The sequence below is a fragment of the Deltaproteobacteria bacterium genome, assembly GCA_020845895.1.
GTDB lineage: Bacteria > Lernaellota > Lernaellaia > JACKCT01 > JACKCT01 > JADLEX01.
This window is the reverse complement of sequence record JADLEX010000124.1, coordinates 15,392-28,479: the sequence shown is the minus strand read 5'-3', so window position 1 is coordinate 28,479 and position 13,088 is coordinate 15,392. Positions and strand designations below refer to the sequence as shown.

Below are 13,088 nucleotides of genomic sequence, written 5' to 3'. Positions count from 1 at the left end.
TTTTGGAGCTCGGCCCGTACTCGCACATCGAATGCAGTACTGAGAATAGATTTCTATGTAGGCCTCAAAACGGCTTAGGCATTTTTTCAGCGTTTCTGGAAACGGCCAAGGGCGTTCTATTTTGAATCCGTCACATACCCTGCATGTCCGAAGAAATAATGCGATTGTTAACCATGCCTTGCCTGCTTCAGAACGCAATTCTTCTTCCATTTTGGTCCGTTGTTTTGCGTTAAGTGCTTTAACTTTGCCTCGTTTAACTGATGCTTTGTAGCCAGATAGGTTGTGTTCGATCATGTCAATTACGTCGTCAGAAAATCCAGTATCATTGCTATTTCTAAACTGACTTGCCCACGACGATTTCACAATTCTTATTACGAGATTTTCATGATCTGGAATTCCACCATCAAGTTCCTTCTGAGTGGCAGCCCTTTGCATCGCCTCTAAGATCTCTTTCCAATCGATGCTAGGGGTGGATTGGGTTATGCCAAATTCGCTCAGTAATTCCTTTTCCGGATACTCCAGCACGTCATCACAATGGGTTTTCATGGCAACTGCAGCATCTCGGCGAATAGAAAATGACCTTTTAGAATCAGGTGGTGGAGAGATCAATTCCCACACATTCAACGCAGTTGCACATATCCTGTGCCCCGCATGTTTCAACGGCTGTAGATCCGACGAGCCCGACGCGACATCGTACCACACATTTGTATCAGTAATTAGACGGCTCATTTCGATTAGCAGCCTTTCCTTTTGTTTGCGTTGTCCCCTTGTGAGAGTCGAACCCTCGAAAAAACGCTTCGCGTAACCCATTGAATTTCCAGCACTCTCATCTTATGGACGAGGTGGGGGTAGTCCAAAGGTTTTAGAGAAAGAGACGGAGAAAGAGGCGTTTTGGGGCAAAAATGGGTGCTTGAGGCGGCAACCGCGTCCATAAGATCGGACGCACCCGGAAGCGGCGTGCTCGTCGAAAAACCCTTTACTTCACGCGCTTGTGTGTGCTCCTGCAAAAGCCCCTCGCACTTGACCCAAATATAGAGAGAACGAGTTCAAAAAGAAAGAGTGGTGGAGGTGGCGGGAGTTGAACCCGCGTCCGAAATTGCCGGCAACGGCCGTCTACGAGCGTATCCATGTGGTTTGATGTCGGTCCGCGCGCGCCCAACCGCCGTCATTTAATGCGGAGACATGGCGCGGCTCACGCGAACCCTTTCCGGACTGATTTCGCCCATCCCTCGAACCGGGGTCTCGGGTGGGCTATCCCGCTAAGTGACGCCTGATCCGCCCCCGCGGGCACAGGACGGGCAGACGTCGCCGCTAACTAGGCGGCGAGAGCGAAGTCGTTGTTGGCGACTGTGTTTTGCCGGCTTTTTACGAGGCCAACCGGCACCTCGGCTCGCAGGTCACGTTCCTGCACAACTCCGTCGAAACCGTATCACCCCCAATTGTCAAAGATCCGATGAGGAAAGTGTAACCACGGGGGGGCGCGGGGGTCAAGGCCCTCACCCCCGGCCCCTCTCCCGTCGTGACGGGAGAGGGGTGGCGAGCGAAGCGAGACGGGGTGAGGGCCACAACGGAAGTCGCTCTCTCGGTTCAGAAGACCGGCTTGAATCCCAGGTGGCGGGCGATGACGAGGCGCTGGATCTCGCTCGTGCCCTCGCCGATCTCCAGCAGACGCTGGTCGCGGTAGAAACGCTCCACCGGGTACTCCTTCATCAGGCCGTATCCCCCGTGAATCTGCACCGCGGAGTGCACCACGCGGTGCATGACCTCGCTGGCGTAGAGCTTCGCCATCGCGGCGACCTTGCCGAAGGGCTTGTGCATGTCTTTGAGCCACGCGGCCTTGTAGAGCAGCATCCGCGCGGCCTCGATCTCGGTCGCCATGTCGGCGAGCTTGTAGGCGATCGCCTGGAAGTTGCCGATGGCGCGGCCGAACTGCGAGCGCTCCTGCGCGTAGCGGTGCGCGAGCTCGAACGCACCCTGCGCGCCGCCCACGCCCATCGCGGCGATGGACAAACGCCCGGCGTCGAGCGTCTGCATCATCTGCTTGAAGCCCTCGCCGCGCGAGCCCAGCAGGTTTTCTTCGGGCACGCGGCAGTTGTCGAAAAAGAGTTGGCCGGTGTCGGAGCCGCGCCACATGAGCTTGCCGTGCATCGTCTGCGTGGTGAACCCCGGCGTGCCGTGCGGGACGAGGATGCACGAAAGCTCGGCCTTCTTGTGCTCACCCACGCCCGTGACCGCCTGCACCACGCACACCCCCGCCATGGACGACGACGAGTTGGTGATGAAGATTTTGCTGCCGTTGATGACCCACTCGCCGTTTTCCATGCGCGCCGAGGTCGTGCTGTGCCCCGCGTCGGAGCCGGCGTTGGGCTCGGTCAGGCCGAAGCTCGCGAGGATCTCGCCGCGGCACAGGCGCGGCAGCCATTCGCGCTTCTGCGCCTCGGTGCCGAAGTTCCAGATCGGCCCGATGCCCAGCGAATTGCCCGCGGCCACGGTCGCGGCCTGCGAGCCGTCCACCCGGGCGATCTCCTCGACGGCGATGATGTATTCGAGATACCCCGCGCCGCTGCCGCCGAAGTCCTCGCCGACGAACATGCCGAACAGGCCCATGTCGGCCATCTTGCGCGTCAGTTCGACGGAAAACGTCTCGGTCTCGTCGAGGTGCCCGGCGATGGGCTTGATCTCGTTTTCGGCGAATTCGCGGATCTGATTCCGCAGGATGTTCTGCTCTTCGGACAGCTCAAAATCCAGCACGGCCCCACCCTCGGACCGGTCCGGTGACGCACGCACGTCTCCAGATCAACGCACGTCGTTCGCCGACCAGTCGGGTTCGATCCATTTAAAATCAAAGGCGTTCTTTCGAACGGTCTCCCGTAACGCGGCATCGGTATGGAATTTCAAAATCGCGTTCATCACGGCGATCTCGAACTTGTCGCGGCGCACGTATTGATCGCGCTGCTGCGCGAACGTGGACGCGAGACGCGGCCCGAGCATCTTGAGCCAGTTCGTGATCTCGAGCGTGCGCCCGTCCGGCGTGACCTTCACGTTCGCCGGGTTGTTGAAGAAGCGGGTGGCCGACGCATCGAGCTGCGCGGCGAGCGTGGCGGCCCGGTACGGCTCCTTCGCGAGCACGGGCGCGGCGCGGGTGCCGTTCGCGAGGCCGAAGGCCGTCATCGGGTTGCCGAGCTCGGGCAGGATGTTGTTCTCGATGCGGTTGAGCGTGACCTTGCCCAGCGCGGTGCGGAACTTGCGGTCGTGCCACGCGCCGTCGATGGTCATGGGCGAGCCGGCGGGATAGCGCGAGTCGCTCTTCACCTTGAGGGGGTAATTCTCGGCGATCACGACGAGCACGAACGTGTTGTAGGCGTTGATCCAATACGCGCGCCGGTCGTCGGTCGGCAGCGCGGCGTAGTCGTCTTCGTCGAGCTCATCGAATGCTTCGGCCGCGGCGAGGGCGTCGTCTTTTTTCAACGCGAGGGTGGCGAAGTTGATGGTGCCGTCGTCGCGCGCGACCGCCGCAAAAAGCGCCGCCGACGCCGAATACGTGGAATCGAAGCCGTCTTCCGCCGCCGCGCCGGTCGCGAATGCGAATAGAAAGATCGACGCCGCGAGTCCGGCTGCGAGCGCCGTGCGCCCGAACGCGTAGCGAAACGGCGCGCGATGTGCGGTGGGCTTCATGAAGCTGATTCGCGGCTTTACAAGGCGATATGCCTGAACTAAAACGTGTTTCGCCAAAGCGCCCCCGCTTGTCAAGCGCCGAACGATGCGCCCGAGCGCGCTCGGCGGTGCCGAAAAGCCCAGCCTGTCGGAGTCTGAACCATCATGTGCGGCGTGATCGGAATCGTCTCCCGCGAAAGCGTTTCCCGTCGTCTCATCAGCAGCGCCGAACGGCTTCAGAACCGCGGCGAGCGGTCCGTGAAGATCGTCACCTACGACGGACAGTACTTCCACGCGAGCGGCGGGCTCAAGCCCCCGAGCCTTCAGTTCTTCGATTTCGATCACGGCAACCTCCCCGGCTACATGGGCATCGGCCACACGCGCTACGCCACCGTGGGGCAGACCGACGCCCTTTCCCTCGACCGCAACATCCAGCCCGTGCTGGCGGACCGCCCCGGCATGGCGACCTGCAACAATGGCGATCTGGTCAACATCTATTCGCTCACGCGCGAGCTGATGACCGAGGGATTTTCCTTCCAGACGCAGGTCGATGCCAAGGTGATCCAGAACACGCTCATCCGGCATCTGATCGGCAACGGCGGATCGCTGCCCGAGGACTACGACGGTCTCGTCGAGTCGCTGTTCACCGGACTCGCGAAGACGATGAATGATCTGATCGGCGCGTACTCGGTGCTGTGCATGCTCGAGGGCGGCATTCTTGCGTTCAAGGACCCGCACGGCATCCGCCCCTTGAGTTACGCGCACCGCAAGAACGAAGACGGCGAGATCGTCGAGTGGGCGTTCGCATCCGAGTCGTCGGTGTTCAACTACTTCGGCGACTACAGCGGCATCACCGAGGTCGGCCCGGGCGAAGCCGTTTTCGTGTCGCCCGACCGCCTCGACGCGCCGACGATCCGCAAGATCGCGCCGAAAAAAGAAGCGTTCTGCTTCTTCGAGTTCTGCTACTTCGCGCGGCCCGACAGCAATTTTCAGGACCGCTACGTCGAGATCACGCGGCAGGAACTCGGCGACGTGCTGGCCGAGGAATTCGGCCACGTGAAAAGCGAGATCGACGTGGTGATCGGCTTGCCGGGCACGGCGGTTTCCACCGGCCTCGCGTTCGCGCAGCGGCTCGGGCTGCCCTATCGCCAGGGCGTCATCAAGGTCGGCAACAAGCGCAGTTTTCAGGAAACCAGCGACACCAAGCGCCAGAAGGCGATCGACGACAAGTTCATTTTCATCCGCGATTTCATCAACGGCCAGCGCGTCGCCATCGTCGACGACTCCAACGTGCGCGGCACGACGTCAAAGAAGATCATCCGCCGCCTATACAGCCTCGGCGCGAAGGAAGTGCGTTTCTTCTATTACACCCCCCCGATCATCGGACCGTGCTTCTACGGCATCGACACGCCCGACGAGACGCGCCTGGTCGCCTTCGGCAAATCGGACGAGGAGATCCGCGAGGAGATGGGTTGCGAGGGCGTGCACTACCTTTCGCACGACGGGCTGATCCGCGGCCTCGGCATCGGGCGCGACCGCCTGTGCCTGGCCTGCATCACGCGCCAATACCCCACTGACGTGCGCGAAGCGCGCGAACGCGTCATTCGCCGCCGCGAGGAGCGGCTCGCGTCTGAGATCGAGCCAACCTGCTGACGACCCGCGAGGCCCTCAGCCGATCTCGATGGGCACCGGTGTGAAGTCGACGCCGTCGCACGCGCAAAAAACGTAACGCACGCCGTCGCGCGTTCCCTGCCATGCGTTCACGCCGTCGGGCCCGTGCAGGTGGCCGAAGACCACCGTGTGCGCCCCCGCGTCGCGCAGCAAGTCGTGAAACCCCGCTTCGCCGGCGACGTCGTAAAACGGCGGATAGTGCATCATGACGAGCATCGGCAGTTCGCCGCGCGCGGATTCGAGCGACGCGCGCAGCCGGCCGCGCTCGCGCAGGTAGAGCTTTTCGTCGGCGGCAGGGTCGTCCTTCCAACCTTTGCCGGGCAGGTCCCAACCGCGCGCTCCCGCGACGCGCACTCCGTCCGTTTCGATCGAGTCGTTGTGCAGCAGGCGGATCGAATCCGGCATGCGTGCTCGCATCCAGTTCACGCGGTCCCACCAGTAATCGTGATTGCCGCGAATCAGGATCTTTTGGCCGGGAAGTTCGTGAATCCAGCGCAGATCGGGCTCGGCCTCGGCGAACGTCATCGCCCAGGAGATGTCGCCCGCCACGAGCACGGTGTCGCGCTCGCCGACGCATTCGCGCCAGCGCGCCGCGACCTTTTCCTCGTGCCCGGTCCACTGCGCGCCGAAGATGTCCATGGGCTTCGGCTTGGCGAAGGAAAGATGCAGATCGGCGATCGCGAAAAACGCCATGCGTGGTCCTTTCGGCGCGGCAATGGTGGGCTTCGCGCCGAGGTTTGTCGAGAGCGCACGGCCTTTACGGACGAGGCGCGTCGGCGTAGGAAGACCGTTGTCCGCTTCGCCCGAAGGAGTGCGCCGTGCGTGAACTGCTCCCCGATTTTCGCGTTGTGATCGAGCTCGATCTGGTCTGGGGCGACATGGACACCTTCGGCCACCTGAACAACGTCCAGTATTTTCGCTACTACGAATCCGCCCGCATCCGCTATTTCGAGACGACCGGCGTGATCCGCCTGGGCGAGGAGATGATCGTCGGGCCGATCCTCGCGTCGGCGGCGAGCCGCTTCAAAGCCCCGCTCGACTACCCCGATCGGCTGCTCGTCGGCGCGCGCGTCGAACGCATCGAGCGCGACCGGTTCCACATGCGTTACGCGATCGCGAGTTCGTCGCTGGGCCGCGTGGCCGCCGAGGGCGAAAGCGTCGTGGTGGCGTTCAACTACCGCGAGGGGCGCAAGTGCGAGGTGCCCGCCGCGTGGCGCGCGCGCATCGCCGAGGTCGAGGGCCGCGAGTTTCCCGACGAGGGGTGAGGGGCGGAGGCCCAATGGCGAATTGTGAATGGAGAATGGAGAATTGAGGGCCGCGCGACGAAGGATGGAGGTTTCCTCGTTCAACACTCTCCATTCGACATCCTCCCTTCTTTTCAAGAGATCTTGACGGATCGCGCGTATCGTCTAATTTGCAGTCAGATTGCAAATTGGACGGAGTACCGGTTCGATGGCCTACCTGCCGCGCACCCTCGAAGCCTTCGCGCGCCGCGCGTCGCGCGAGTTTCCGGTGCTGCTGGTCACCGGGGCGCGGCAGGTGGGGAAAACCACGCTTCTGCGCCGGATCCGCGAGGCGCGACGGACGTACGTCACACTGGACGACCCGGGCGCGCTCGCGCTCGCCCGCGAAGACCCGGCGCTCTTCCTTCAACGATTTCAGCCGCCGCTCCTGATCGACGAGATCCAGTACGCGCCGGGTCTGCTTCCGCATATCAAGATGATGGCGGACGAGAGCGGGCTCAAGGGATTGTTCTGGCTGACGGGATCGCAGGCGTTCGAGCTCATGCACGGAGTGTCGGAGTCGTTGGCCGGACGTGTCGCGGTGGTGCGCCTCATGGGTTTGACGCTCGCGGAAGCGCGGGGGGAAGGGCGGTTCGCCAAGCCGTTCCCCTCCGGCGTGACGCGCCGGCGGAACGCGGAGGAGCGGATCGGTCTTCGCGAATTGTATCGACGAATCTGGCGCGGGTCGTTTCCCGCGATGTCGGCCAACCGGGCGCCGAGTCCGGAGTTGTTTTACGGCTCCTACGTGCAGACCTATATCCAACGCGACGTGCGGGACCTCGCCCGCGTCGGCGACGAGGCCGCATTCGGGCGTTTCGTGCGCGCGTGCGCCGCGAGGACGGCGCAGCTTCTCAATCTTTCGGATCTCGCGCGCGACGCCGCGATCTCGGTGAACACCGCGAAGGCGTGGCTGTCCATCCTCGAAACGTCGGGACTCGTGTATCTGCTCGAACCGTGGCACTCGAACGTCACGAAACGTCTCGTCAAGACGCCGAAGCTTTTCTTCGCCGACACGGGCCTTTGCAGTCACCTCACGCAGTGGTCGAGCCCGGAAACCTTGGAGGCCGGCGCGATGGCGGGACCGATTCTGGAGACCTGGGCCGTGTCGGAAATCGTGAAGAGCTACTGCCACGCGGGCATGCGTCCGCCCGTGTATTTTTATCGGGACAAGGATCAGGTCGAGATCGATCTGGTCATCGTGCGCGACGGCGCGATGCATCCCGTGGAGATCAAGAAGACCGCCTCGCCCACCGCCTCGGACGCGCGCCACTTTTCACGTCTCGACGGATTCGGATTGAAGGTCGGACGGGGCACCGTGCTGTGTCTCGTGGACACCGATCTGCCCCTGACGAAAAACGCGATCGCCATGCCGGTCTCGTGGATCTGACCGGACACGTCCCGCGAGAAACTCAGACCATCTCCTCCGGCGCGGAGCACAGTGAGACGAGCCCCGATTCCGTCACGACGCAGGTGTTTTCGATTCCCGCCGGACCGAGCGTGGGCGAGAGCGCCTTGGGCTCGATGGCGATCACCATCCCGGGCTCCACGACGCCGTCGAAGTTCGGCGCGATCACCGGCCACTCGTCGAGTTCGAGCCCCACGCCGTGGCCGAAAAAGCGCACGCGGTTTTCGCCGAAGCCCATGAAGCCCTCGGGCTCGCCGCGCGCGGCAAAGATTCTCGAGCAGGCGTCGTACACGTCGCGGAACGCCGCTCCGGGAACGAGCCGCGATTCGAGGTCGCGCATCGCCGCGCGGCACCACTCGTGCGCGGCGCGCACCGCGCCGGAAGGCTCGCCGACGGCGAAGACGCGCGCGTCGTCGGCGTGATAGCCGAGGTGATTCGTGACGACATCGACCATCACGGTTTCGCCTTCTCGCAGTTCGCGGCGGCCCGCGCCCGACGACCACGCGTGCAGCCCCGCCGAGCCGACCGGCCCGTCGAAGCAGGACGGCGTCGCCGCGGATTCACCCGCGCTGACGTAGAGGATGTGCAGCCACGACCCCGGTTTGCGAAGACGCACGTGGCCGTCGTGGCCCAGGCGGCGCACGAGCGACTCGACCTCGACCGACAGATCGAGCTCGGTGACGCCCGGCGCGAGCATCTCGCGCACGCGCGCGAATGCGGCGTCGGCCTGCGCGGCGGCGGCGCGCACGCACGCGATCTCCCACGGGCTCTTCACCGAACGCAGGCGCTTCACGTCGGAGGAGATGTCGTCGATCGACGAACCGGCGGGCAGCGCGTCCAGCACGCGCCGGTAGGCGGCGGCGGGCCACACATCGAGACACGCGCCGAGGTGCACCGCTTTTCCGCCCGGAGCGGCGAGCGTGGCGATGTCGCGCGGCGAGCGCAGCTCGCGTACATCGGTAAGCGGCGACTCGGCCCGCGCGCGCGAAAACGACTTGCGCGCGAGCAGCGTCGCCTCACCGGTCGCGCGCACGACCAGCGTCGCATCCTGCGTGGTACCGGCGAAATATTGCAGGTCGGTGGGGTGGGAGATCAGGGCCGCGTGAAAACGACCGTCGATGCGTGCGGCCAGGGCGCGTACGCGGGACTCGATTTCGCCGGTCGACGGCGCGGTTGGAAGATCCATGTTCGGCCCCAGTTTCTGAATCGCTATTCAGCGACGCTTGATCGCCGTCGCGCGCGGTGCTATTCGGGGATGTTATCTCGTGTTTGGGACATTCGATTCCTGACATTGCGTCCGTGGCGTCTGGGGGGCAAGGCCCTCGCGCGGCGGCATGCGTCGAGGAGAAGTTGCCATGGCGAAGAAATCCGCCCCCACGAACGGTCGGCGCGTTGCGGTAATCGACGGCGTGCGCACGCCGTTTTTGCGCGCGGGCACCGAGTTCAACGACCTCATGGCCTACGACCTGGGACGGTACGCCGTCTCGGGCCTGCTGGGCAAGACCGGGCTCGATCCGTACACGGTCGATATGGTGATGATGGGGTGCGTGATCGCGGACCCCGCCACGTCGAACGTCGCGCGGGAGATCGTGCTTGCCACGGAGCTGCCCGACCGTGTGCCGGCGTACACGATCAGCGAGGCGTGCATCTCGGCGAATCAGGCCATCTGCAACGCGGTGGATCAGATCGCGCGCGGCTACGGCGACGTGGCGATCGCGGGCGGCACGGACATCACGTCCGACGTGCCGATCCGCTATCAAAAACGCATGCGCCAGAAATTCCTGCGCACGCAAAAGGCCAAGGGCCTGAGGGACTACTACGAGATCTTTCACGACGTGAAACCCTCGGATCTGGTGCCCGACCCTCCGGGCATCGCCGATTTTTTCACGGGGCTTTCGATGGGCGGCGCGTGCGACCGCATCTGCGCGCGGCTCGGCGTCTCGCGCGAGGAACAGGACGAGTTTGCGGCCAGGTCTCACCAACTCGCGCATCAGGCGGCGGAATCTGGACTGTTCGACGACGAGGTCATCTCCGTCGCGCCGCCGCCGCACTTCAAGTCGGTGACGCGCGACAACGGCGTGCGGGGCGACACCACTTACGAAAAGATGGCGAAGCTGCGCCCGGCCTTCGACAAGAACTACGGCACGGTCACGGCGGGCAACGCGTCGTTTCTGACCGACGGCGCGGCCGCGATGCTGCTGATGAGCGAGGAGAAGGCGAAGGAACTGGGCTACAAACCCAAGGCGTACATCATCGGCCACGCGTTTCGCGGCACGGATCCTCTGGAGGAGATGCTGCTCGGCCAGACCTACGCCACGCCGACGGCGCTCGCGCGCGCCGGGATTGCGTTCGAGGACCTGGGCGTTCTCGAGATCCATGAGGCGTTCGCCGGCCAGATGGTGGCGACGGTCAAGCTGCTCGAATCGAAGGAGTTCGGCGAGAGCCTCGGCCTCGGCCGCGCGATCGCGAAGAAGGTCAACATCGACACCCTCAACATCCACGGCGGATCGCTGTCGATCGGGCATCCCTTCGGCGCGACCGGCGCGCGGCTCATCCACACCTGCGCGAACCGCATGCTGCGCGAAAACAAACGCTACGGACTCGTGGCCGCGTGCGCCCTGTCGGGTCTCGGCAACGCCACCGTGCTCGAGCGGGCCTAGGGGGGGACGATCATGGTGACCAAGAGCAAAAACGCGACGGCGAAGAACGTGCTCACGATCGATCGGCGGGACGGCGGCGTCGCCCTCGTCTGGTTCGACGATCCCGACGGCGTCGTCAACAAACTCTCGATCAAGGTGCTGGGCGAATTCAACGCGACGATGGACGAGCTCGAGGGCGATGCGTCGATCAAGGCCGTGGTGTGGATCTCGCGCAAGCCCGACTGTTTCATCGCGGGAGCCGACATCGCCGAGATCCGGACGTTTGCGTCCGCGGTCGAGGCCGAGAAGATCAGCCGCACCGGCCACGCGGGATTCGCGCGCATCGAGAACAGCAAGAAGATCCACATCGCCGTCGTGCGCGGCGCGGCGCTGGGCGGCGGCACCGAGTTCATCCTCGCCTGCCGCTACCGCATCGCGGCCGACACGCCGAAGACGATGTTCGGCCTGCCCGAGGTCAAGCTCGGCGTGCTGCCCGGCGGCGGAGGCACACAGCGCCTGCCGCATGCGGTCGGCCTCGAGGCCGCGCTCGATCTGATGCTCACGGGCAAGAACGTCTTCGCGCGCAAGGCACTGAAGATGGGTCTCGTGCACGAGGTCGTCTCACCGTGGGGGCTCGAGGAAACGGCGGTCAAGGCCGCGAAGCGCCTCATCAAGGACGGCATTCCCGAGGGCAAGTCCGACCCCGACTGGAAGGAAAAGATCAAGCAGGACGTGGGCCCGGCGCGAAACCTGATCCTCAACACCGCGCTCGAGATGGTCGAACGCAAGACGTACGGCAACTACCCCGCGCCCGGCCACATCATCCGCGCGGTGCGCGCCGGTCTCGAAACGCCGGGCGAGAAGGGTTACGCCGCGGAGGCGAAACTTTTCGGCGAGCTCGTCGTCACGCCGGCCTCGCGCCAGCTCGTGAACCTGTTTTTCGCGATGACCTCAAAGAAAAAAAATGAACTGGCGGCCAAGGCCGAACCGGTGGCGCATGTGGGCGTACTCGGCGCCGGCCTGATGGGCTCGGGCATCGCCCTCGTGTCGTCGGAGCAGGCCGATACGCCCGTATTCGTGAAGGATGTCAGCGCCGACGCGCTCGCGGGGTCACAGAAATACGTCTTCCGCGCGATGGACGAGAAATTTCGCAAACGCGCGATCAACCGCCGCGTGCGCGACCGGGCTGTCGCCCGCGTGCACGGCGTGCTCGATTACGAGGCCATGCGCCGCTGCGAACTCGTCATCGAAGCGGTGTTCGAGGACCTGAAGATCAAACATCAGGTGCTGCGCGAGGTCGAGGCCGTCGCGCGTCCCGACTGCGTGTTCGCGTCGAACACCTCCGCGCTGCCGATCGCTCAAATCGCCGCCGCGTCGAAGCGGCCCGAAAATGTGCTGGGCATGCACTATTTCTCGCCGGTCGAGAAGATGCCGCTGCTCGAGGTGATCCGCACGGACAAAACGTCGGAGCGCGCGCTCGCGATGGCCGTCGCCTTCGGCATGAAGCAGGGAAAGACGGTGATCGTCGTGCGCGACAGCCCGGGCTTTTACACCACGCGCATCCTCGCGCCCTACATGAACGAGACCTGCCTGTTGCTCGCCGAAGGCGCGACGATTCCCGATCTCGACCGCGCCATGCTCGCGTGGGGGTTCCCCGTCGGGCCGGCGGCGCTCTTCGACGAGGTCGGCATCGACGTCGCCGCGCACGTGGCGGGATTCCTGGGCGCGGCGCTCGCGAAGATCCACGGACCGTTGCCGACGAGCGACGGCATGATCAAGCTCGCCGCCGCGGGATACAAGGGACGCAAGAACAAAAAGGGCTTCTACCGCTACGACGCCGCGCCGGCGTCACGTCTGCCGCTCGGGCTCGGCAAGAAAAAGGGCAAGCAGGCGAACGAGGCGGTCTACGCGTTTTTCAGCGATCGGCCGCGCAAGGCGATGAGCCACGCCGAAATCCAGGACCGGCTCGGTCTTGTCATGGTGAATGAAGCGGCGGCATGCCTGCAGGAGAAGGTGATCGAGTCTCCGCTGGACGGCGACCTCGGCGCGATCATGGGTCTGGGCTTTCCGCCGTTTCGCGGCGGACCGTTTCGCTATGTCGACGAAGTCGGCGCGGCGAAGATCGTGGAAAAGCTCCAGCATCTCGCCGACGCGCACGGCGCGCAGTTCGCGCCCGCGAAGATCCTCGTCGAATACGCGAAGAAGGGGCGGACGTTCTACAAGTAGGTGCGTGACGACCTTGCCACGGAGCGCTCGACCGCGCACCATCGTCACCGACTGGAAGCGGGAGCCGGGACTCCCCGCGGGCTGCAAACCCGTCGGGAACGCCGGATAGGCGTTCCGTTCGGTTCGACTCCGAATCCAGTCTGGGACGTCCGACGCGTTTGCGACGTCTTCGTGAAAATGTCACGCGACTCCCCTCTCATGGTCTTTCGC

10 protein-coding genes and 1 other RNA gene are annotated in these 13,088 nt (G+C 64.1%); 5 read left to right on the top strand and 6 right to left on the bottom strand.

The window, feature by feature from the left end; all coding sequences use genetic code 11:
- The 4 genes from IT350_17005 to IT350_16990 all read right to left on the bottom strand — a co-directional run.
- The coding region (locus IT350_17005) for a hypothetical protein (protein MCC6159754.1) at window positions 1-810 on the bottom strand (810 nt) is incomplete at its 3' end.
- Window positions 811-1,060: 250 nt separating this feature from the next.
- Window positions 1,061-1,437, bottom strand: a transfer-messenger RNA (tmRNA) gene (gene ssrA, locus IT350_17000).
- Window positions 1,438-1,587: 150 nt separating this feature from the next.
- Window positions 1,588-2,748 carry an acyl-CoA dehydrogenase family protein gene (locus IT350_16995; protein MCC6159753.1) on the bottom strand — a complete coding sequence of 387 codons (1,161 nt, stop codon included), beginning with the start codon at window positions 2,746-2,748 and terminating at the stop codon, window positions 1,588-1,590.
- 48 nt (window positions 2,749-2,796) lie between these two features.
- Window positions 2,797-3,675: a DUF547 domain-containing protein gene (locus IT350_16990; protein MCC6159752.1), complete on the bottom strand. Its 879-nt coding sequence runs from the start codon at window positions 3,673-3,675 to the stop codon at window positions 2,797-2,799.
- Between the two features lie 144 nt (window positions 3,676-3,819).
- Here IT350_16990 and IT350_16985 point away from each other — a divergent pair, with 144 nt between their 5' ends.
- Complete coding sequence (locus IT350_16985; GenBank protein ID MCC6159751.1) at window positions 3,820-5,307, top strand: amidophosphoribosyltransferase; 1,488 nt, start codon at window positions 3,820-3,822, stop codon at window positions 5,305-5,307.
- 15 nt (window positions 5,308-5,322) lie between these two features.
- On the opposite strand, the gene IT350_16980 is transcribed toward IT350_16985, so the two are convergent.
- Window positions 5,323-6,018, bottom strand: coding sequence for a metallophosphoesterase (locus tag IT350_16980; protein MCC6159750.1), 696 nt, complete (start codon window positions 6,016-6,018; stop codon window positions 5,323-5,325).
- Window positions 6,019-6,143: 125 nt separating this feature from the next.
- Here IT350_16980 and IT350_16975 point away from each other — a divergent pair, with 125 nt between their 5' ends.
- Both IT350_16975 and IT350_16970 read left to right on the top strand, forming a co-directional pair.
- Window positions 6,144-6,590: an acyl-CoA thioesterase gene (locus IT350_16975; GenBank protein MCC6159749.1), complete on the top strand. Its 447-nt coding sequence runs from the start codon at window positions 6,144-6,146 to the stop codon at window positions 6,588-6,590.
- Between the two features lie 187 nt (window positions 6,591-6,777).
- Complete coding sequence (locus IT350_16970; protein MCC6159748.1) at window positions 6,778-7,995, top strand: ATP-binding protein; 1,218 nt, start codon at window positions 6,778-6,780, stop codon at window positions 7,993-7,995.
- Between the two features lie 22 nt (window positions 7,996-8,017).
- Here the strand turns inward: IT350_16970 and IT350_16965 are convergent, their stop codons facing one another.
- Window positions 8,018-9,199 carry an aminopeptidase P family protein gene (locus IT350_16965; protein ID MCC6159747.1) on the bottom strand — a complete coding sequence of 394 codons (1,182 nt, stop codon included), beginning with the start codon at window positions 9,197-9,199 and terminating at the stop codon, window positions 8,018-8,020.
- Between the two features lie 169 nt (window positions 9,200-9,368).
- On the opposite strand from IT350_16965, the gene IT350_16960 reads away from it, so the two are divergent.
- Together IT350_16960 and IT350_16955 are read left to right on the top strand one after the other, a co-directional pair.
- Window positions 9,369-10,673: an acetyl-CoA C-acyltransferase gene (locus tag IT350_16960; GenBank protein MCC6159746.1), complete on the top strand. Its 1,305-nt coding sequence runs from the start codon at window positions 9,369-9,371 to the stop codon at window positions 10,671-10,673.
- Between the two features lie 12 nt (window positions 10,674-10,685).
- Window positions 10,686-12,878 (top strand): enoyl-CoA hydratase/isomerase family protein, encoded by a 2,193-nt coding sequence (locus tag IT350_16955; GenBank protein MCC6159745.1) that lies wholly within the window; start codon window positions 10,686-10,688, stop codon window positions 12,876-12,878.
- Window positions 12,879-13,088: the final 210 nt, after the last annotated feature.

Excerpts from the sequence above, each read along its gene's own strand:
- IT350_16990 (MCC6159752.1), bottom strand. The coding sequence starts at position 3,675 with ATGAAGCCCACCGCACATCGCGCGCCGTTTCGCTACGCGTTCGGGCGC.
- IT350_16970 (MCC6159748.1), top strand. The coding sequence starts at position 6,778 with ATGGCCTACCTGCCGCGCACCCTCGAAGCCTTCGCGCGCCGCGCGTCG.
- IT350_16980 (MCC6159750.1), bottom strand. The coding sequence starts at position 6,018 with ATGGCGTTTTTCGCGATCGCCGATCTGCATCTTTCCTTCGCCAAGCCG.
- IT350_16965 (MCC6159747.1), bottom strand. The coding sequence starts at position 9,199 with ATGGATCTTCCAACCGCGCCGTCGACCGGCGAAATCGAGTCCCGCGTA.
- IT350_16960 (MCC6159746.1), top strand. The coding sequence starts at position 9,369 with ATGGCGAAGAAATCCGCCCCCACGAACGGTCGGCGCGTTGCGGTAATC.
- IT350_16955 (MCC6159745.1), top strand. The coding sequence starts at position 10,686 with ATGGTGACCAAGAGCAAAAACGCGACGGCGAAGAACGTGCTCACGATC.
- IT350_16985 (MCC6159751.1), top strand. The coding sequence starts at position 3,820 with ATGTGCGGCGTGATCGGAATCGTCTCCCGCGAAAGCGTTTCCCGTCGT.